At 67.1% G+C, this 19,302-nt stretch carries 17 protein-coding genes; 12 read left to right on the top strand and 5 right to left on the bottom strand.

Annotated features, from left to right (window positions below):
* The first annotated feature begins 23 nt into the window (after window positions 1-23).
* The 11 genes from C7443_RS06230 (at window position 24) to C7443_RS06185 (ending at window position 12,279) form a co-directional block, all read left to right on the top strand.
* Window positions 24-1,310: an OmpP1/FadL family transporter gene (locus tag C7443_RS06230; RefSeq protein WP_110017737.1), complete on the top strand. Its 1,287-nt coding sequence runs from the start codon at window positions 24-26 to the stop codon at window positions 1,308-1,310.
* 21 nt (window positions 1,311-1,331) lie between these two features.
* Window positions 1,332-3,728, top strand: a complete 2,397-nt coding sequence (locus C7443_RS06225; RefSeq protein ID WP_110017736.1) for a 3-hydroxyacyl-CoA dehydrogenase/enoyl-CoA hydratase family protein — start codon at window positions 1,332-1,334, stop codon at window positions 3,726-3,728.
* 139 nt (window positions 3,729-3,867) lie between these two features.
* Window positions 3,868-5,064 (top strand): acetyl-CoA C-acyltransferase, encoded by a 1,197-nt coding sequence (locus C7443_RS06220; RefSeq protein WP_110017735.1) that lies wholly within the window; start codon window positions 3,868-3,870, stop codon window positions 5,062-5,064.
* Between the two features lie 5 nt (window positions 5,065-5,069).
* Window positions 5,070-5,654, top strand: a complete 585-nt coding sequence (locus C7443_RS06215) for a chalcone isomerase family protein (protein ID WP_146213242.1) — start codon at window positions 5,070-5,072, stop codon at window positions 5,652-5,654.
* 2 nt (window positions 5,655-5,656) lie between these two features.
* Complete coding sequence (locus tag C7443_RS06210) at window positions 5,657-7,312, top strand: AMP-binding protein (protein ID WP_110017733.1); 1,656 nt, start codon at window positions 5,657-5,659, stop codon at window positions 7,310-7,312.
* Window positions 7,313-7,315: 3 nt separating this feature from the next.
* Window positions 7,316-8,296 carry an NAD(P)H-dependent flavin oxidoreductase gene (locus C7443_RS06205; protein WP_110017732.1) on the top strand — a complete coding sequence of 327 codons (981 nt, stop codon included), beginning with the start codon at window positions 7,316-7,318 and terminating at the stop codon, window positions 8,294-8,296.
* Between the two features lie 424 nt (window positions 8,297-8,720).
* On the top strand, window positions 8,721-9,179 hold the full coding sequence (locus C7443_RS19825; protein WP_146213241.1) for a hypothetical protein: 459 nt from the start codon (window positions 8,721-8,723) through the stop codon (window positions 9,177-9,179).
* A gap of 729 nt (window positions 9,180-9,908) precedes the next feature.
* A complete protein-coding gene (locus tag C7443_RS06200) occupies window positions 9,909-10,532 on the top strand; it encodes an HD domain-containing protein (protein ID WP_110017731.1) in 624 nt (207 codons plus the stop codon).
* A gap of 83 nt (window positions 10,533-10,615) precedes the next feature.
* Window positions 10,616-11,005 (top strand): CPCC family cysteine-rich protein, encoded by a 390-nt coding sequence (locus C7443_RS06195; protein ID WP_110017730.1) that lies wholly within the window; start codon window positions 10,616-10,618, stop codon window positions 11,003-11,005.
* 206 nt (window positions 11,006-11,211) lie between these two features.
* On the top strand, window positions 11,212-11,853 hold the full coding sequence (locus C7443_RS06190) for a Vat family streptogramin A O-acetyltransferase (protein WP_110017729.1): 642 nt from the start codon (window positions 11,212-11,214) through the stop codon (window positions 11,851-11,853).
* An 81-nt stretch (window positions 11,854-11,934) separates the two neighbouring features.
* Entirely contained in the window at window positions 11,935-12,279 is a 345-nt protein-coding gene (locus C7443_RS06185; protein ID WP_110017728.1) for a cupin domain-containing protein, read from the top strand.
* A 40-nt stretch (window positions 12,280-12,319) separates the two neighbouring features.
* On the opposite strand, the gene C7443_RS06180 is transcribed toward C7443_RS06185, so the two are convergent.
* From C7443_RS06180 to C7443_RS06160, 5 genes are all read right to left on the bottom strand, one after another.
* On the bottom strand, window positions 12,320-12,712 hold the full coding sequence (locus C7443_RS06180) for a GFA family protein (protein WP_110017727.1): 393 nt from the start codon (window positions 12,710-12,712) through the stop codon (window positions 12,320-12,322).
* Window positions 12,713-13,095: 383 nt separating this feature from the next.
* Entirely contained in the window at window positions 13,096-14,220 is a 1,125-nt protein-coding gene (locus C7443_RS06175; RefSeq protein WP_170123511.1) for a DUF1513 domain-containing protein, read from the bottom strand.
* Complete coding sequence (locus tag C7443_RS06170; RefSeq protein ID WP_170123510.1) at window positions 14,213-15,331, bottom strand: imelysin family protein; 1,119 nt, start codon at window positions 15,329-15,331, stop codon at window positions 14,213-14,215. Before C7443_RS06170 ends, C7443_RS06175 begins: the two co-directional genes overlap by 8 nt.
* 2 nt (window positions 15,332-15,333) lie before the next feature.
* Window positions 15,334-16,707, bottom strand: a complete 1,374-nt coding sequence (locus C7443_RS06165; protein WP_110017724.1) for a di-heme oxidoreductase family protein — start codon at window positions 16,705-16,707, stop codon at window positions 15,334-15,336.
* Window positions 16,708-16,713: 6 nt separating this feature from the next.
* Entirely contained in the window at window positions 16,714-17,856 is a 1,143-nt protein-coding gene (locus C7443_RS06160) for an imelysin family protein (RefSeq protein WP_246004576.1), read from the bottom strand.
* A 347-nt stretch (window positions 17,857-18,203) separates the two neighbouring features.
* Between C7443_RS06160 and C7443_RS06155 the strand changes: the two genes are divergently transcribed.
* Window positions 18,204-19,277: a hemin-degrading factor gene (locus C7443_RS06155; RefSeq protein ID WP_170123509.1), complete on the top strand. Its 1,074-nt coding sequence runs from the start codon at window positions 18,204-18,206 to the stop codon at window positions 19,275-19,277.
* The last annotated feature ends 25 nt before the right edge of the window (window positions 19,278-19,302 follow it).

The following is a 19,302-nucleotide window of genomic DNA, read 5'->3' as shown; positions in this document are numbered from 1 at the left end:
AGACCGGGATTTGGAGAGACAACATGAACCGCCGCCCACCGTTGAAACTGCTGCCCGTCGTTCTCGGTCTGTGCTCGACCCAGGCCGGCGCCGCCGGCTTCCAGCTGCTGGAACAGAACGCCAGCGGCCTCGGCAATGCCTACGCCGGTTCCGCGGCGCTCGGCGAGAACGCCTCGACGGTGTTCTACAACCCGGCGGCGATGACGCTGCTGGCGCCGCGTGCGGTGTCCGGCGGTCTGGCCGCGATCCGCCCGAGCTTCAAGTTCAGCGACGACGGCTCCAGCGCCGGCGCACTGGCCGGTAGCGGCGACGGTGGTGATGCCGGCAACTGGGGCTACGTGCCCAACGGTTACCTGAGCTGGCAGCTGCAGCCCGATCTGTGGATCGGCCTCGGCCTCGGCGCGCCGTTCGGCCTGCGCACCGACTACCAGCGCCCGTGGCTCGGCTCGGCGCATTCGGATTACTTCGAGATCAAGACGCTCAACATCAATCCGTCGATCGCCTGGAAGATCAACGATTTCGTCTCGCTCGGCGCCGGTCTCAACTGGCAGCGCTTCGAGGCCGAGTACAAACGCGCCGCCGGCATCCTCAGCCCGGTGCTGGCCAACACCGAGCTGACGCTCAAGCTCGATGACGACAGCTGGGGCTGGAACGCCGGCGCGCTGTTCACGCTCTCGCCGCAGACCCGCGTCGGCCTGTCGTACCGCTCGCGCATCGGCTACGACCTCAGCGGTGACATCAAGGCCGACGGGCCGAGTGCCGCGCTCAACGCCGCGGCGAGCAGCGATGCCAAGGCCCGGCTGATGCTGCCCGACACCTGGATCCTCAGCCTGGTGCATGACTTCGATGCGCGCTGGACGCTGCTCGCCGACGTTTCGCGCACCGGTTGGGGCAGCATCCAGCGCATCGACATCAAGCGCGATTCCGGCCCGCTGGCGGGCAGCACGGCGCAGACGCTGGCGACCGATTTCCGCGACGCCTGGCGGGTGGCGCTCGGCGTCAATTACCGCTACGCCGAGGATCTGACGCTGAAGTTCGGCACCGCCTGGGATCAGACGCCGGTGCGCGGTGCCAGCGAGCGGCTGGTCTCGCTGCCCGACAACAACCGCCTGTGGCTGTCCGCCGGCGTGCAGTGGAAGCCGAACCCCGACAGCGCCGTCGACTTCGGCGTCGCCCACCTGTTCGTCAACGACGCCCGCATCGACAACGACCAGAGCAGCGGTCAGGGCGTCGCCGCGAAGGGGCGGATCAAGGGTGACTACGAGGACGATGCCTGGGTCCTCGGTGTCCAGTACAGCATGAACTTCTGAGCCGAGACGCCGGGAACTGCCATGAACAAACCTCGCCGACTCAGCATCCGCCGCGCCGCCGTGCTCGGCGCCGGCGTCATGGGCGCGCAGATCGCCGCGCTGCTCGCCGCCGCCCGCATCGAGGTGCTGCTCTACGATCTGCCGGCCGATGCCGATGATTCGCGCGCGATCGCCAGAGGCGCCATCGGCGGACTCGCCCGGCTGGAGCCGGCGCCGCTGGCCAGCCCGGAGCTGGCGGCCGCCATCGAAGCCGCCGACTACGAGCACGACCTGTCGCGTCTCGCCGACTGCGAGCTGGTGATCGAGGCGATCGCCGAGCGCCTCGACCTGAAAGAAGCGCTGTACCGGCGCATCGAGCCGGCGCTGGCGCCGACGGCGATCCTGGTGTCGAACACCTCGGGGCTGTCACTGGCGGCGCTGGCGGCGGCGCTGCCGCCGGCGCGGCGGGCGCGCTTCTGCGGTGTGCATTTCTTCAACCCGCCGCGCTACATGACGCTGGTCGAGCTGATCGCCACCGAGCACAGCGACGCGGCCCTGCTCGATGCGCTGGAGACCTGGCTGGTCAGCCAGCTCGGCAAAGGCGTGGTGCGGGCGCTGGATACGCCGAACTTCCTCGCCAACCGCATCGGCGTGTTCTCGCTGCTGGCGGTGATGCACCACGGCGCGGCCTGCGGCCTCGGCTTCGATGAGGTCGATGCGCTGACCGGGCCGCTGATCGGCCGGCCGAAGAGCGCGAGCTACCGCACCGCCGACGTGGTCGGCCTCGACACGCTGGTGCACGTCATCGACACCCTGCGCGCGACGCTGCCCGACGATCCCTGGCGGGCACTGTTTCAGACGCCGGACTGGCTGGCGGCGCTGGTCGCCCGCGGTGCGCTCGGCCAGAAGACGCGCCTCGGCATCTACCGCAAGCAGGGACGCACGATCGAAGTGCTCGATCCGGCCAGCGGCGACTACCGGCCGGCGGCCGGTCAGGTCGACGCCGGGATCATCGCGCTGCTGCGCCAGGCCGCGCCCGAGCGCTTCGCCGCGCTGCGCGCCAGCGAGCATCCGCAGGCGCGTTTCCTGTGGGCGATCTTTCGCGACGTGTTCCATTACTGCGCGGTGCAGCTCGAACACATCGCCGACAACGCCCGCGATGTCGACCTGGCGCTGCGCTGGGGCTTCGGCTGGACGCAGGGGCCGTTCGAGATCTGGCAGGCCGCCGGCTGGGCGGCGGTGACGGCGGCGATCGAGGCCGACATCGCCGCCGGCCGCACGCTGTGCGCGGCGCCGCTGCCGGCCTGGGTGCACACGCCCGGCCGCGACGGCGTGCACCATGCCGGCGGCTCCTGGTCGGCCCGCACGCAGCGCGAGCGGCCGCGTTCGACGCTGCCGGTCTACGCCCGCCAGCTGTTCCCCGACCGTGTCCTCGGTGAAGCCGCGGCCGACATCGGCGAGACGCTGCTCGAACAGCCGGGCGTGCGCCTGTGGCGGCTGCCGCGGCTGGATGCCGGCATCGGCATCGTCTCGTTGCAGTCGAAGATGCATGCGATCGGCGAAGAAGTGCTCGACGGCGTGCTGGCGGCGCTCGAAGTCGCCGAGGCCGAGCTCGACGGTCTGGTGATCTGGCACGAGGCGCCGTTCGCCGTCGGTGCCAATCTCAAGCAGGTGGCCGAGGCCTGCGCCGCCGGCGAGTTCGCGCGCCTGGCCGCGCTGGCCGACAAGTTCCAGCGCACCACGCAGGCCCTGCGCTACGCCCGCGTGCCGAGCGTGGCCGCCGTGCAGGGGCTGGCGCTCGGTGGCGGCTGCGAGTTGCTGATGCACTGCACGCAGCGCGTGCTGGCGCTGGAGAGCTACATCGGCCTGGTCGAGTTCGGCGTCGGCCTGATCCCGGCCGGCGGCGGCTGTACCCGGCTCGCCGTGCAGGCCGCCGAGCGGGCGGCGGCGACGGCGACGCCGGAGGAGGTGTTTGCCTTCGTGCAGCCGGCGTTCATGCAGGTGGCGCAGGGGCGGGTGGCCAACAGCGCGCTCGACGCCGTGCGCATGGGCTATGCGCAGCCCGGCGACATCGTCGCCTTCAATCCGCACGAACGCCTGTATCTGGCGCTGAAGGCCGCGCGCGCCCTGAGCGAGAACGGCTACAGGCCGCCGCTGCCGGTCCGCGCCATCCCGGTCGCCGGCATCACCGGCATCGCCAACATCGAGATGGTGCTGACCAATCTGCAGCTCGGCGGCCAGATTTCGGCGCACGACTACCGTGTCGCCAAAGCCGCCGCCAGCGCGCTGTGCGGCGGCGAGCTCGATCCCGGCAGCCGCGTCGATGAAGCCTGGCTGCTGGCGCTCGAACGCTGCCTGTTCCTCGAACTGGTGCAAACCGCCGAAACCCAGGCCCGCATCCGCCACATGCTCGAAACCGGCAAACCGCTGCGCAACTGAAGGCCGGCAGCCCGTCCGGCGGCGGGGCAAACCGGCCCCGTGCCGTCCGGGCCACGGCCGGCAAACGCTTTTTCGCGTGCCCTTCGCCCGCAGGGCGCGGGGTCGGGGGCGGGAAGCCACCCATATGCAGGAGTCCGCCATGTCCCGTCAGCTTCAGGATGCCTACATCGTCGCCGCGACACGCACGCCGGTCGGCAAGCGCAAGGGGGCGTTTGCCCATACCCGCCCGGATGATCTGCTGGCGCATGTGCTGGCGCGCGTCCTCGCTCAGGTGCCGCAGCTCGACCCGGCACGCATCGGCGATGTCATCGTCGGCTGCGCGATGCCGGAGGCCGAGCAGGGCATGAACGTCGCCCGCATCGCTGCTTTGCTCGCCGGGCTGCCGGACAGCGTGCCCGGCGTCACCGTCAACCGCTTCTGCGCCTCGGGGCTGCAGGCGGTGGCCGATGCCGCGGCGCGTATCCAGCTCGGTGCCGCCGAGGTGATGCTCGCTGCCGGCACCGAATCGATGAGCTGCATGCCGCAGATCACCGGCAACAAGCTGGCGTTCAATCCGGCGGTGTTCGGCAGCGAGCACCTCGATATCGCCTACGGCATGGGCCTGACCGCGGAGAAGGTCGCCGGGCGCTGGCAGGTTGCGCGCGAGGATCAGGACGCGTTCGCCGCCGAATCGCACCGCCGCGCCATCGCCGCACAGAGCAGCGGCGCGTTCGCGGCGGAGATCAGCCCGTATTGCGTGCGCACGCGCGCCGCCGACGCGGCGAGCGGGGTGGTGCGCCTCGGTGAGCGCTGGGTCGACAGCGACGAGGGGCCGCGTGCCGACAGCCGCATCGAGGCACTGGCCAGGCTCAAGCCGGTGTTTGCCGCCGGCGGTTCGGTGACCGCCGGCAACAGCTCGCAGATGTCCGACGGCGCCGCCGCGGTGCTGCTGGTCAGCGAGCGCGTGCTGCGCGCGGAAAACCTGACGCCGCTGGCGCGCTTCGTCGATTACACGGTCGCCGGTGTGGCGCCGGAGGTGATGGGCATCGGCCCGCTGGTGGCGATTCCGCCGCTGCTCGGCCGCAGCGGCGTGCGCCTCGATGACATCGACTGGATCGAGCTCAACGAAGCCTTCGCCGCGCAGGCGCTGGCGGTGATCCGCGAGCTCGGCCTCGATCCGGCGCGCGTCAATCCGCACGGCGGCGCCATCGCCCTCGGCCACCCGCTCGGTGCCACCGGCGCCATCCGCACGGCGACGCTGCTGCACGGCCTGCAGCGCACGCAGGGTCGTTACGGTCTGGTCAGCATGTGCGTCGGCACCGGCATGGGCGCCGCCGGCCTGTTCGAGCGGCTGTGAGCGCCATGCGTCCGTGCAGGCTGCGCAGTCTGCTGCTGGGCGCGCTGCTGGCCGTCGCGCTGCCCTCGGCCCTGCCCGCCGAGCTGGCCGGAGTGACGCTGGCGCCGACCGTGTCGCTCGACGGCCGCACGCTGATCCTCAACGGCGCCGGCATACGCACGCGCTTTCTGTTCAAGGTCTACGTCGCCGGCCTCTACCTGTCGCAGCCGAGCGACGAGGCCGTGCGCGTGCTCGACAGCCGCGAGCCGCGGCGCATCGAGTTGCGCATGCTGCGCGAACTCGATGCCGACACGTTGTTTGCGGCGCTGGAAAGCGGGCTGCGCGCCAATCTGACGGCCGCCGAGCTGGCCGGATTCGCGCCGCGCATCGCCGAGCTCGACGAGATCTTCCGCCGCGTCGGCAAAGCCGCCAGCGGCGATCGCATCACGCTCGATGTCGATGCCCGCGGCGTGACCATCAGCGTCAACGAACAGCGCCAGGGCCGTCTCGACGACGCCGCCTTCGCCCGCGCGCTGCTGTCGATCTGGCTCGGCGCACACCCGGTCGACAGCGCGCTCAAACGCGCGCTGCTCGGTGGCAAAGGAGAGTGAGGATGGAACCGATCTGGTTGCAGCGTTATCCCGCCGGCGTACCGGCGACGGTCGACCTGAGCGAGCCGCCGACGCTGGTGGCGTTGTTCGAGGCGGCCGTGCGCCGCTACGCCGAACAGACCGCCTACCGGAGCTTCGGCGCGCGGCTGAGTTATCGCGAACTCGACGTGTTGTCGGCGCGCTTCGCCGCCTGGCTGCAGGCTCAGGGCGTGGCGCGCGGTGCGCGGGTGGCGCTGATGCTGCCGAACCTGCTGCAGTATCCGGTGTGCCTGTTCGGTGCGCTGCGCGCCGGCTGCTGCGTGGTCAACTGCAATCCGCTGTACACGCCGCGCGAGCTGGAACATCAGCTCAGCGATGCCGGTGCCGAGGTCATCGTCCTCGTCGAGCACTGCGCACACACGCTGCAGCAGGTGGCCGCCGCCGCGCGGCCGCGGTGGGTGGTCGTCAGCGCGCTCGGTGATCTGCTCGGCCCGCTGCGGGGCACGCTGACCAACGTCGCCACCCGCTACCTGCAAAAGCAGGTGCCGGCCTGGTCGCTGCCGCAGGCGCAGCGCCTGTCGACGCTGCTGGCGGCGCGCGGGCCGCGCTTTACGCCGGTAGCGGTGGCGCCGCAGCATCTGGCCTTTCTGCAGTACACCGGCGGCACCACCGGCATCGCCAAGGGGGCGATGCTGACGCACCGCAATATGATCGCCAACGTGCTGCAGGCGCAGGCCTGGGTCGGCTCGCAGCTGCAGCCGGGCGGCGAGCGGGTCGTCACCGCGCTGCCGCTTTATCACGTGTTCGCGCTGATGGCGAACTGCCTGCTGTTCCTGCACCTGGGCGCGCAGAACCTGCTGATCGCCAATCCGCGCGACCTCGACGGTCTGGTGCGGGCGCTGGCGCGCGAGCGCTTCACGGCGATCAGCGGCGTCAACACGCTGTTCAACGCGCTGCTGAACCACCCGGGTTTTGCGCAGCTCGATTTTTCCACGCTGCGGCTGACGCTCGGCGGCGGCATGGCGGTGCAGGGGCCGGTCGCCGAGCGCTGGCAGCAGCTCACCGGCTGTGCGCTGACGCAGGCCTACGGGCTGACCGAGGCTTCGCCGGCGGTGGCGATCAACCTGCCGCAGGCGCCGCGCGCCGCGTCGATCGGCCTGCCGCTGCCGTCGACCGAGATCTCGATCCGTGACGAGCAGGGCGACGAACTCGGCGTCGGCGCCGCCGGTGAGCTGTGCGTGCGTGGTCCGCAGGTGATGGCCGGCTACTGGCAGCGGCTGACGGAGACCGCGCAGGTGATGTACGCCGATGGTTTTCTGCGCACCGGCGACGTCGGCTATGTCGATGCCGAGGGCTTCCTCTATCTGGTCGACCGCAAGAAGGACCTGATCCTGGTGTCCGGCTTCAACGTCTACCCGAACGAGGTCGAGGAGGTGGTGATGTCGCATCCCGGGGTGGCCGAGGTCGCCGCGGTCGGCGTCGCCGATGAGCGCTGCGGCGAGGCGGTGAAGATCTTCGTCGTGCGCCGCGATCCGCAGCTCAGCGCCGAGGCCCTGCTGCAGCACTGCCGCGAGCGGCTGACCGCCTACAAGGTGCCGCGGCATATCGAGTTCCGCGACGCGCTGCCGCGCAGCAACGTCGGCAAGATCCTGCGCCGCGCCCTGAAGGAGGAACGCTGAAGCATGCCCGCCCCCCGCACACCCGCCGGACGCCTGCCGTCCGTGCTGCGCGAGAACCTGCGCCTGCCGGCGATCTGCGCGCCGATGTTCATCGTCTCCAACCCGCAGCTGGTGATCGCGCAATGCCTCGGCGGCCTGGTCGGTGCCTTTCCGGCGCTGAACGCACGGCCGCAGGAACAGTTGGAAGCCTGGATCGAGACCATCCAGCGGGCGCTGGCCGCCGCCCGCGCCGCCGACCCGGCACGGCCGATCGCGCCGTTCGCCGTCAATCAGATCATCCACGCCAGCAACACCCGGCTCGATCACGACCTCGACGTCTGCATCCGCGCCCGCGTGCCGCTGATCATCACCAGCCTGCGCGCGCCCGACGAGATCGTGCCGGCGGTGCACGCCTACGGCGGGCTGGTGTTCCACGACGTCATCAGCGTGCGCCACGCCGAGCGCGCGCTTGCCGCCGGCGTCGACGGCCTGATCCTGGTCTGCGCCGGTGCCGGCGGCCATGCCGGCACGCTCAGCCCGTTCGCGCTGGTCGCCGAGGTGCGCCGCTTCTGGGACGGGCCGATCGCCCTGTCCGGCGCCATCAGCCGCGGCGAACACATCCTCGCCGCCCAGGCACTGGGCGCCGATCTCGCCTACATCGGCACCCGCTTCATCGCCACCGCCGAAGCCAACGCCAGCGCCGCCTACAAACAGGCGCTGGTCGACGCCACGGCGAGCGAGGTGGTCTACACCGACTACTTCACCGGCGTGCTCGGCAACTACCTCGCCGCCAGCATCCGCGCCGCCGGCCTCGACCCGGCCGCACTGCCCGCACGCGACAAAAGCACCATGAACTTCGACAGCAGCGCCGCCAAAGCCTGGCGCGACATCTGGGGCGCCGGCCAGGGCGTCGGCAGCATCGACACGGTCCTGCCCTGCGCCGAACTGATCGAGCAGCTGGCCGGCGAGTACGCAGCGGCGCGGCGGCGTTTGTGTGAGGAGTGAAGGGTAATGCCGTTTGGTTAAGTCACCTGGTACGTTGGATGAAATTCGGCAAGGCGCATGTCTGGTGCCGGACCTGTCTTGACGGAGCGCGCTTTTGCCGGGCGCGCGTACTGTGAACTGGAAAGTGACCCGCCGTGCTGGCAGCAGACAACGGTTGCGGGTAAAAGCCGTGGGCTTCAGCGGTGCCTGGTTGGTATGTGATTTCTGATAACTAAATAGCGCTTGACGTTAGGGTAATTGTTTTTTGAGGAAATATGTTCTCTTATGAGATGGAAGGTATGATTACTCTTATAATTTAAAAATCTGTTTATGGGTTAATGGCCGAATTGTCGGCGTCCAGCATGTATTGTGTCACGAGGCAAACGCCAAGGAAATTTTGAGGTCGGGGTGAGGGAGAAAAGCACACCATTCTGGCTCGAATGGCATGAGCGCTGAAGAACGCGATTGTCGTGTGTCCGGTCTATTCACCCAGCTTGAAAAAAAGCTGGGTGCCATCAACAACGCTGCTGATGTTTCTGCCAAGCGAACATTTGTCTTCGTACCAGACCCGTCACCCCTGACATTCGAGGCGCAAACCGCGGGCTTCGAGATACATCGAATTTCCTGGGGGCGTGCAGGACGAGCCGCAGCCACTGAGTCTGTGCAGATCGCTGCAGCGCTGGCTCCAATTATGTTCGATCTCTGGTCTGATTCATTATATGTCCTCGCTTTTGAGGCAGAGCTTCCTGATGACACGGTACTGGGGCGATGGCTTGCTGAAGTACTTCGATCCGAGTTCGAGGCCGCGCCCGGTGACAAAGCTCAGGCGATACCAGTGCTTAATTATGCTCTAATGGTTTTCGGCTGGGGTGATCTGCTTGGTGAACCGCTAAGTGAAAAATAGTCTAATGAGGCGCATTTCCTCAGACGGAGAAAGCGTCGCTCCTTTGTCGCTTTGCTTTTGCCGCCGGTGGCTTTCGGTTTGGACATTCCGTCAGCTGGAAAAGCTTGCCGGTGGAATCTCCATTGAGCTGAACGTCGGGCCTAAATGAAGCTTGCGTTCCGTTTTACGTACGAGAAGGACTGGCGAACTGCGCCGATGGCGTTTTGGGTGCACGTGTCTGTCCCGGGGACAACGGGCTTATGCGATCCGCCAGCTCCCGTCGCTATTCCGCATCTCGGTTATGCCTTCCTCCGCGTGGAGTTCGAATCGCATGAGCTTCAGTTCAGTGCCTTGGCCCAGCTGGATCATTTCATCGAGGTCTTGTCACGTAAGCCACTTCCCACTTCACGGCAGCTGTCATCCCGTCGCGGCCTGCCGGTTGGGCCCAATGGCCATTGGCTCAGTCGCCTGCCTGCCGAGCTCAAGTCGCCGCGTAAGCGCGGGAAGCTGGTACAAGCGCTCAGTGTCATTCGCTCGCAGCTGGCTGGTCGCTGGTCTGGCTAATAGCCGTTGCTGACCGCTTGTGGCGGCAGCTGAGCTCAATGCGCTGAACTTACAATCGGTGCAGCGGTTGGAGGTCTGGAGAGCGGTTTGCTGCTTGGGTGGAATACCCATCCTTCGATTTGCTGTTGCGCGGCAGCGTTGGAATAGAGCCCACCATGGCTGTCTACCCAATCGCAGAGGAAGCCAATGCAGTTACTTGAACACTCATGGCGAAGGGCATGGTCGGCGCTGCATACGGAGCCGGCACATGGTTTGTTCAAGCAACTGGTCGCCTGTTACAGAGAGGCGCATCGCCGGTATCACACGCTCCAGCATTTGAGTGAATGCCTTGAAAAGCTGGAACCGGTTCTCGGGCGAGCCGAGCATCCTGGTGAAGTGGAAGTGGCGTTGTGGTTTCACGACGCGATCTACGCCGTCAAGCGCCAGGACAACGAGCAGCAAAGTGCGCTCTGGGCCAAAAGGGCGCTGGCGTCAGCCGGCTATTCGGCGGAAGGTTTGGCGCGTGTCTACTCGCTCATCATGGCCACACGGCATTCGGCCCTGCCGCAAACGGCAGATGAGCGTTTGCTCGTGGATATTGACCTGTCCATTCTTGGCGCCACTGCGGAAAGGTTTGCCGAGTATGGACGGCAGGTGCGTCAGGAGTACGCATGGGTGCCGGATTGGCTGTTTTGGCGTAAACGCAAGGCTATCCTTCAGGAATTCATGGCCCGCCAGTCCATTTATGGCACCGAGCATTTTTACCGCCAGTACGAAGCGCAGGCCCGGCAGAACCTTGAGCATGCCCTTGCATCAGCGCGGAATACCTGACTGACGTCTGCAGGCGATGCCGTTGTGCGGTTGCCGATCTCCTCGGCGGGGCGAGTCCTTACTCATTAGGCGAGGAGTTCTCTATGCCTGCTGCCTCCGCATACGCATTGACCTGCCCGGCATGTGGTTTCATCGTTTTCACTCGCGCTTATGGCTCCGCGGATACATGCCCGGTATGTCACTGGGTCGACGATCTTTTGCAGCTGGCGCAACCCGACTTCGCCATCGGTCTGAATGCGGGGCTTTCTCTCCGTCAGGCCCAGCGGGATGTGCTGGCGGACTATCCCGTTTCCCTTAAGGAGATACACGGCTTCAGGCGAGACCCGGCATGGCGCCCTCTGGGCCCGGATGAACACCCGCGTAACGGCGGCAGCACTCTGGCGTCTCCAGTCTGCTACCTGCTCGCCCCCGACCCGGATACCTTCGAGCCTTACTGGCTTACGGCCGATTCTTCGGTAACGCCCAATCGCTGAGCCGCCAATCAGTCTTCTTTGGCTGTGGCATCCGATATCCTGAACGCTGGCATTCATATCGTCGTGGATTTTTGCAATCCAGCTGAACTGAGCCGGCGCGAATCGGAACAGGTGGCTTAAGTCACTGGCAGACGGTATATGAGCGTTAAAATTATCTGCTCAGGTATGGAAGATCTTCGCAGAAGATTGGAAACAAGGAGAAAAAATTGTCAGGCCCTGATCCACATAATAAGCATCCAATGGAAGGTTTTCCGCAGGTTTGCTTTATCAAGAATACTGTACGTAATCCGAACATCATTGTCGGGGACTACACCTATTACGACGATCCCGATGACTCCGAGGGCTTCGAACGTAATGTGCTTTACCACTTCCCCTTCATCGGCGACAAGCTGATTATCGGTAAGTTCTGTGCAATTGCACGTGGTGTCAAATTCATAATGAATGGCGCCAACCATAAACTTTCCGGTATCTCGACTTATCCGTTTCAGATCTTTGGTAACGGTTGGGAAAAGGTCATGCCCAAGCCGGGTGAGCTGTCTTATAAAGGTGACACCGTCATTGGCAATGACGTCTGGATAGGCTACGACGTACTCATCATGCCCGGTGTGAGTATTGGCAATGGCGCTATCGTATCTTCCCGCTCGGTGGTGGTCGCAGATGTCCCTGCCTACACCATCGTCGGTGGCAACCCTGCCAAACCAGTCAGGCAGCGTTTTGATCCTGACACCATTGCCCGTCTGGAGTCGCTGGCATGGTGGAATTGGCCAATCGAGACGATCACGCAGCATCTCGAATTGGTCGTCTCCGGGGATATCAATGCCTTGGCGAGCGTTGCAGCTGTTGTCTAAACATTCATCCGAGTTGATGCTGTTTCGCAGCGCGCTTTAACTCATGTCTTGGTCCTTGGATGTACAAGAGGAGACAGCACGATGAGCAATGAAGAGGTGGCCCCTGAGACGAAAGGCGTGACCGTGGAATTGCTTTCAACGCTTGATCTTGGCCCGGAAATCGAGGGTATGGCCGGGCGTCAGCTGCGCATGCGCATGGTGACGATTGAGCTTGGCGGTGTCTTTGGCCCGGTTCACGATCATAAAGATCGGCCGGGCACCGTCTACATACTGCAAGGCACGATTACCGATCATCGAAATGGCGTTGCTACGGACTACGGGCCGGGAGTGGGTTGGCCCGAAGACAGGAATACCGTGCACTGGCTTGAAAACAGGGGCGCGATTCCGGCGGTGGAGATTTCGGTCGATATCGTCAGGCAAATGTGAGTTTAAATCCTGTTATATCGGCTCCCGGCTGATTCCGGCCTCATTCCTCGAATCGGCTCGTGGCATTCCGATCGCGTTCGTATCGCCGCGTGAGCGGAAAGGGCGGCAACCAGGATTCACGGCGAATGGTCCACAGCTCGTAGCTGGGGACCAGTTGGTCAGGGGCGTCCAGCGATCCCAGGTGCACTTCGATTTCGTCCTCGCTGCGTGAAAAAACGGATGAGCCGCAGCGGGGACAGAAAAACCGTCCGGCGTAGTCGCGTGTTTCGCCTTCGATCGTCACCGCGTCCTCAGGGAATATCGCGGAAGCGTGAAATAGCGCCCCGTGATGTTTGCGGCAGTCGAGGCAATGGCAAATGCCGACCCGATAGGGTCGACCCGAGGCCACGAATCGGACACTGCCGCACAGGCAACCGCCAGTGAATTGCTCCATGCGAAGTCTCCTCGCAAGCAAACGGGTGCACGGCTGATAACGGACAGCGCTGTCCTTGTAAACGCCTGTCCCGATGACGGCCGCTTCCGCCCAAGGTGTTTGCAGCGGCGGATTTCGCAAGATGACCGGCTGATCGTTTATTCAAGCAGATGAAGCTTTGCGGTCCGGCCTGATTTCGGCCTGCTCATTCCTTGGGCGCTCGCGGCACCGTCTGTTCGATGCTTGCCGCCGAGCCGCCGAGCCGCCGAGGGGCGCGGCCGTCGCTGCGGTACTCGCCCTGCGCAAAACTCCGCCCGTTGTCGCGCAGTGCTGTCGTCGGTGGTTTTTCCGCACTCGTCCCCAGAGTTGCCCACAGCTTCTGTGGATAAACTGCGGTCGCCGCGTCAGGTGAGCGGTGCGGCGTAGAGGTGGTTGTCCCAGCGTGTGCCGGTGGCGATGCGGCTGGCGGCGTCGGGCCGCTGCGGGTCGAGCAGCAGCAGGTCGCCGCGTTCGCCGCTGGCGATGAAGTGGCCAGCGCTGAAGCAGACGCCGGAGGCGCTGGCGAGTGCATGGGCGCTGAGCCAGCGGCCGTCGGCGGCGAACAGCAGCACGCGGTCGCCGCGTGTGCAGCTGATCGCCAGCTGGCCGCTGCGCGGATCGGCGGCGAGGCTGGCGCAATAGGCGGCGAGCGTGCTCTGTACCGCCGCGGGCGTCGCGCATTCGCTGAGCCGGCCGCTGCGCTCAAGGCGGGCGAGGACGGCGACATCATTGTCGGCGCTCTGATGCTGCAGGCCGATCCACAGCGTGCCATCGGCGCCGACGGTGAGATGGCGCAGGCTCTGTTCGCGGTCGGCCAGCTGCCAGCGGTCGAGCAGGCGGCCGTCGCGGCCGTCGAGCCGGACCAGGCTGGAGTCGGTGGCACCGCGGTTGAGCACGCGGCGGCCGGTCGCCGGGTCGAGCTGCAGGCCGCCGTTGGCGACGATCAGGCTGCCGTCGGCGAGTACGCACAGCTCATGCGGTTCGACGCCGTGGGCATCCCATTCGGCGCGCGGCGCCAGCGTCAGCGGATCGCGGACGACGATGACGCCGCGGCCGCGATCAGCGTCGGTCTCGCCGCTGTAGAGCAGGTCGCCGGCTGCTGAAAACGCAGCGTGGCCGCCGCCGTGGCGACCGTCTTCGGTGTCGATGAAGCAGGCGACGCGGCCGGCCACCAGGTCGATGCGCGCCAGACGCTGACCGGGGCGGCGCGCGCAGGCGATCAGCTGGCCGGGATGGCGCGGGTGAAAGGCCAGACCGTGACCGCGATACGGCAGCTCGACGCCGCGCAGCGTGTCGTCGGCGCCGCGCTGACCGCCGGCCCAGTGACGGCCGCTGCTGTCGCCCCAGGCCGACAGCAGCCAGTCGGCGGTTGCCGTGCCTGCGGCCTGCGCGCGTCGTGCCGTGCCCGGCAAAGCACCCAGCAGGCCGGCGGCGGCGAGGGCGCCGAGCAGGTGGCGGCGGCCGGGGTCCGGGATGTGTCGTTCAGTCACCGTCGTTCTCGTTGAAATCCAGCGTGATGCCGAGGCTCGGGGCCAGCTCGGTCTGTATCGCCTTGAGCAGCGAGCGCAGCGCCAGATGCGCGGCTTCGAACTGCGGACGCTGCGTGCCGACGCCCTGATCGAGCGCTGCCGGCAGGGCCTGCAGGCTGCGTTCGGCGTGATCGAGCAGGCCGCGCACGGTGTCGGCGGCTTCGATGCCGGCGTCGCCGCTGGCGCGCAGCACGCCATCGACACCCGGCGCCAAGCCGTTTTCACCGAGCAGCACGCGGCGCAGCGCGGCCAGCTGCGCCAGCAGGCCGTCACGGCTGCTGGCGCTGCGTACCGCCTCGAAGCGTTCCGGCTGCGGCGCGCCGTTGGCCCCGAGGCCGGCCGGACGCGCCAGACGCTGCTGCAGGCTGACTTCGAGCCCGGCGACGATGCGGTTGACCAGCTCGCCGAGGGCAGCGCGCTCGGTGGGGAAGGGGTGATGCCGGCCGTCCTGCGGCGAATGGCCGGCGAGCGCCAGTTCGCGCACGTAGCGGCCGCCCTGTGGCGACCAGCGCAGCGCCAGCATCTGCGCCTCGCGCGCCAGTTCGCGCGTGGCGCCCTGCAGATAGCTACAGCGGGCACCGGTGAGTTCGCCGAGGGTGGTGTCTGCCGCCGGCGTCGACGGCCACAGCAGATGCTCGATCGCCGGCAGACCCTTGGCCTGCGCGCCGACTTCACGAAAATCGGTGTGCGCATCGACTTTGGCGAGCTGGCGCTGGAACAGCGATTCGCGCAGCGGCCAGGCGTCGAGCGCGCGGCCGACGCGCAGATCGAGCGCCGGGCCGAACTGGATGGCATCGAGACCGCGCCAGCGCAGGTAGACCGCGCGCCATTGCGCGCGTGCCAGCTGCAGTTTTTCCGCGTCCGCCCGGGTACACAGCGCTGCGCTGGTTTTGGCGAGGGCGGCGCTGTCGGCAGCGAAGCCCTGGTAGGCCGGCAGGAATTCGTGCTCGGCCAGCGCCTGCAGAAAGCGCTGCGCCGGCGTCGCCGCCTGCGCCGCGGAGCTGAGCAGGGCGAGGCCGGCCAGCAGCCAGGCGGCGTGGCGGGTGGCGGGCGATGTGGGCGGTAGGGGCATGCTCATAGCGCTTTGAGAAAGGCGATCAGGTCTGCGCGTGCGGTCTTGTCGAGCGTCAGCACGCGCTGCTTGGCGGCTTCGGCCTCGCCACCGTGCCAGAGCACGGCTTCGAGCAGGCTGCGGGCGCGACCGTCATGCAGATAGTTCGAATGGCGGTTGACGGCCGGGAACAGGCCGATGCCCCACAGCGGCGGTGTGCGCCACTCGCCGCCGCCGGCGGCGAAGTCCGGGCGACCGTCGGCCAGCGCCGGGCCCATGTCGTGCAGCAGAAAGTCGCTGTACGGACGGATGGTCTGCTGCGACAGCTCGGGGAAGCCGGCGAGCGTGCCGGTGCGGTATTCCGGCACGTGGCAGCTGGCGCAGCCGAGCGCGCTGAACTGCACCCGGCCGCGCTGCACCGCCGGATCATCCCAGCGGCGGAAGGCCGGCGGCGCCAGCTGCATGGTGTAGAACACCACCTTGCGCAGCAGCTCGGCGTCGATCTCCGGTTCGCCGCCGTTCGGCGCCGCCGCGCAGTCGTGCTGCGCCGGCGTGCAGGCCTGCTGCGGGAACAGTGCCGAGGTGATGCCGATGTCGCCGTTGAAGGCGGCGGCGACCTGATGGGCGACCGACGCCGAATTGGCCTTCCAGTCGAAGCGGCCCAGCTCGGTGCGCTGGCTGGCGGCGTTCCAGACGTAATTCGCCCGCCCGGAGATGCCGTCGCCGTCACGGTCGTCCGGGTCGGCGCGGGCGAGGATCACTTCGGCCGGAATCGCTTCGATCAGGCCGAGGCCGATCAGCTGCGGCGCGATGCGCGGTGACAGCAGTGTCTGCGGATGCAGCGGGCCGTAGCCGAGATCGCTCAGCTCATAGTGCGGCTGGCGCAGCGAGTAGGGCTCGCCGTCGGCGAACTGGCCGGGGTGTTCTTCGTAGCGGATGCGCACCTTGCCCTCGGCGCGCACGCCGGGAATGGCGTCGTTGTTGAACTGGTCGCCGTAGGTCGGTTCCGGCACCACGCCGAGCTGCGGGCTGGCCTCGCCGGGGATCGACAGGCGGATCAGCAGCGACACCGGCTGTTCTGCAGGGCTTTGCGGCGGCTGGCCGCGGCCGTCGAGCACGTGGCAGGCCGAGCAGGAGCGGCCGATGAACTGCGGGCCGAGGCCGTCGCGCGCGGTGGTCGAGGCCGGGGCGGCGACCCAGTTCTTCTTGAAGAAGGAATTGCCGACGAAGAAATCGCTGCGCCGGTCCTCGTCGAGATTGCGCGAGGACAGCGAGAAGGCATCGCGGCCGTCTTCGAACACCGTGGTGTCACCGCCGGACAGCGTCTGCGGGTCGGGCGTGGCCTGCGCGAGCGGGCCCGCTGCCAGCAGCAGCGGGAGCAGGAAAGGCTTGTGCATGGTCGCTCAGCCGTTGACGTTGAGGCTGCTGATGCCGAGCTTCTTCGCCGCCTGGACGATGTCGGTGGTCTGCGCCTTGAGCGCATCGACCGTCGCCTTGACGCGGGCGCGGCCGGCATCGTCGACGATCTCGCGGTCGAACGGTGCATGGATCGCCGCGGCGCGGCCGACGGAATGATCGAGCGCCTTGCCGAGTCTGGTGGCGAGCTTGGCGTCTTTGGCGGCCAGCAGTGCATTGACCGACGGCCCCTCGATCACCTGGCCGTCGGCGCGCACGTAGCGGCCGAAGTAGACGTTACGGATGCCGAGCGCGTTGCTGACGATGTCGCGGTGGGTGTTGTCGCTGAAGCAGGAGTGCTCGTCTTCCTGATCGCGGTTGTCGAGCGCGACCTCCATGCGCTCGCCGGCCAGCTCGGCGCGCGACAGCGAACCGAGGCCGACGAGGATTTTCTTCAGCGCATCGCGCGGCGGCTCGGCGACGAAGGCGGCGCGGTAGTTCTTGGCGTGCGGCGCCCAGGCTTCGGTGACGGTGGCCAGATCGCGCACCAGCAGATCGGTGACGGTGCTCAGGTACTGGCGGCGGCGCTCGGCGTTCGGCGCGTCGACGAAATCCTTGTAGCTGCGCGAGCCGGGACCGTTCGGGTCGAAGTCCTGCCCCCACAGCAGGAACTCGATCGCATGCCAGCCGGTGGCGATGTTTTCCTCGCCGTCCTTTTCGTTGAGCGCCGACAGCGACTCGGCGCTGATCGTCACCTGCGGGTCGTTGATGATGCCGGACTGCGGCTGGCCCTTGACCGCATCGATGTAGGACTCATCGAGCGGCCAGGCATTGATGCGGCCCTCGGGGCCGTTTTCGTCGTCGATCGGGCCGGCGTAGAAGCGGAACGCCTCGGTCTGGCCGTAGATCTCGCGCGCCGCCAGCCAGCTCTTGCGCGCGGCGATCAGCCCGGCCTCGCTCGGCGCGGTGACGAAGGACTGCACCGCCTGCTGCAGTTCACGCGCCGCGTTCAGGGCATCGCTGTAGTTGGCGTAGACCAGCTCGGCGTAATGGGCGACGACGGCTTGCTCGCTGACCGGCGCAGCGGCGTGCAGGGCGAGTGGCGAGGTCGCCAGAGCGACGGCGAGCAGCAGGGGACGGGCGACAGACACGCGAAACCTCCGGGCAGATGAGCTGGTCAAATACAGTGATGTCTTAAATAAGAACATTTTGCATTTGTAATAACAAGCTGCATGCGTGTGGGTGTCAACACCATCTGTCGATTTGGGCTTGACGCACAGCACAAATCGTTGCTGGATGCAGCTTTTTTTAGAGCCTGCGCGGCGCGGCCGCGGCACTTTGCCGACGGCGGTTGTCACAGCCGGTCGCAAGAACGCGGGTGGACACACTCCGCCACCGTTTGATGCAGCGATCGACACGCGCGGGCAGTAAACTCCGGCGCCCTGCTCAGCAGGAACCGCCAGCGCCGGGGTCGACACGACTTGATGAGGATCACCGTATGACGTCGCATTCATCCGCCGACCTGATCGACGCCGGAGCCGGCGCCACCGTTTTGCGCGAAGCCTGGGACGCTCTGCGCGCCGCCACGCCGGGCCTGCGCATCCGGGACGCGGCCGCGCGCCTCGGCAGCACCGAAATGCAGCTGCTCGCCACCCGCTGTGGCGACGGTGTCACCCGCCTGAGCGGGCCGTGGCATCGGCGCCTGCGCGAACTGCCGCGCCTGGGGCGGGTGATGGTGCTGAGCCGCAACGAAGTCGTCGTCCACGAAAAGACCGGCTGCTACGAGCGCCTCGACATCGGTGACCAGATGGGCATCGCCCGCGGTGAGGACATCGACCTGCGCCTGTTCATGTCGCAGTGGGCGCATGGCTTCGCCGTCGCCGAGGGCGACCGTCACAGCCTGCAGTTCTTCGCCGCCGATGGCCGCGCGCTGCACAAGGTCTATGTCACCGAGCCGGCCGGCCTCAGCGCCTGGGAAGACTTCGCCTGTGACTGGGCGGCTGAGGACCAGTCGCCGGAACAGACGGTGGAGCCGCCGGAAGCGCCGGCACCGGAGCGCCCGGATGCCGACGTCGACGTCGAAACCCTGCGCCGTCACTGGGACGGGCTGCACGACGTGCACGCCTTCGCCCCGATGCTCGCGCACCACGTGCTCGGCCGTCAGCAGGCGCTGCGCCTGGCCGGTCCGCACTACGCCGTGCCGCTGCCGCTGGATGCGCCGCAGCGGCTGCTGCAGGCCGCCGCGCAGAGTGGCCAGCCGATCATGGTGCTGGCGATGAACCCCGGCATCGTGCAGGTGCACACCGGGCTGGTGCAGCACGTCGAGATGCGCGGGCCGTGGCTCAACGTACTCGATGAGAACTTCAGCCTGCACCTGCGCACCGACTTGGTCGCCAGCGCCTGGTGCGTGCGCAAGCCGAGCTATGACGGCGACATCACCTCGATCGAGCTGTTCGATGCCGCCGGCGAAAACGTCGCGCTGTTCTTCGGTGCACGCAAGCCGGGGTTGCCGGAGCGCGAGGACTGGCGCCAGCTGACGACCAGTCTCGGCGGCCAGTTCGCCGTGCGCTGAGGGCGGGCGACTGAATTTTCGTATC

Origin of the sequence: Plasticicumulans acidivorans (genome assembly GCF_003182095.1) — a bacterium.
In the GTDB taxonomy this organism is placed as follows: domain Bacteria; phylum Pseudomonadota; class Gammaproteobacteria; order Competibacterales; family Competibacteraceae; genus Plasticicumulans; species Plasticicumulans acidivorans.
Note: the sequence above shows the minus strand (reverse complement) of the source record. Positions and strands in the feature narration are given on the sequence as shown.

What these genes read in the sequence shown, in the direction of transcription:
- C7443_RS06180 (WP_110017727.1), bottom strand. Translation starts at nt 12,712, where the DNA reads ATGGAGCAATTCACTGGCGGTTGCCTGTGCGGCAGTGTCCGATTCGTG.
- C7443_RS06215 (WP_146213242.1), top strand. Translation starts at nt 5,070, where the DNA reads ATGCGTCCGTGCAGGCTGCGCAGTCTGCTGCTGGGCGCGCTGCTGGCC.
- C7443_RS06225 (WP_110017736.1), top strand. Translation starts at nt 1,332, where the DNA reads ATGAACAAACCTCGCCGACTCAGCATCCGCCGCGCCGCCGTGCTCGGC.
- C7443_RS06155 (WP_170123509.1), top strand. Translation starts at nt 18,204, where the DNA reads ATGACGTCGCATTCATCCGCCGACCTGATCGACGCCGGAGCCGGCGCC.
- C7443_RS06195 (WP_110017730.1), top strand. Translation starts at nt 10,616, where the DNA reads ATGCCTGCTGCCTCCGCATACGCATTGACCTGCCCGGCATGTGGTTTC.
- C7443_RS06165 (WP_110017724.1), bottom strand. Translation starts at nt 16,707, where the DNA reads ATGCACAAGCCTTTCCTGCTCCCGCTGCTGCTGGCAGCGGGCCCGCTC.
- C7443_RS06185 (WP_110017728.1), top strand. Translation starts at nt 11,935, where the DNA reads ATGAGCAATGAAGAGGTGGCCCCTGAGACGAAAGGCGTGACCGTGGAA.
- C7443_RS06205 (WP_110017732.1), top strand. Translation starts at nt 7,316, where the DNA reads ATGCCCGCCCCCCGCACACCCGCCGGACGCCTGCCGTCCGTGCTGCGC.
- C7443_RS06220 (WP_110017735.1), top strand. Translation starts at nt 3,868, where the DNA reads ATGTCCCGTCAGCTTCAGGATGCCTACATCGTCGCCGCGACACGCACG.
- C7443_RS19825 (WP_146213241.1), top strand. Translation starts at nt 8,721, where the DNA reads ATGAGCGCTGAAGAACGCGATTGTCGTGTGTCCGGTCTATTCACCCAG.
- C7443_RS06230 (WP_110017737.1), top strand. Translation starts at nt 24, where the DNA reads ATGAACCGCCGCCCACCGTTGAAACTGCTGCCCGTCGTTCTCGGTCTG.
- C7443_RS06170 (WP_170123510.1), bottom strand. Translation starts at nt 15,331, where the DNA reads ATGCCCCTACCGCCCACATCGCCCGCCACCCGCCACGCCGCCTGGCTG.
- C7443_RS06200 (WP_110017731.1), top strand. Translation starts at nt 9,909, where the DNA reads ATGCAGTTACTTGAACACTCATGGCGAAGGGCATGGTCGGCGCTGCAT.
- C7443_RS06210 (WP_110017733.1), top strand. Translation starts at nt 5,657, where the DNA reads ATGGAACCGATCTGGTTGCAGCGTTATCCCGCCGGCGTACCGGCGACG.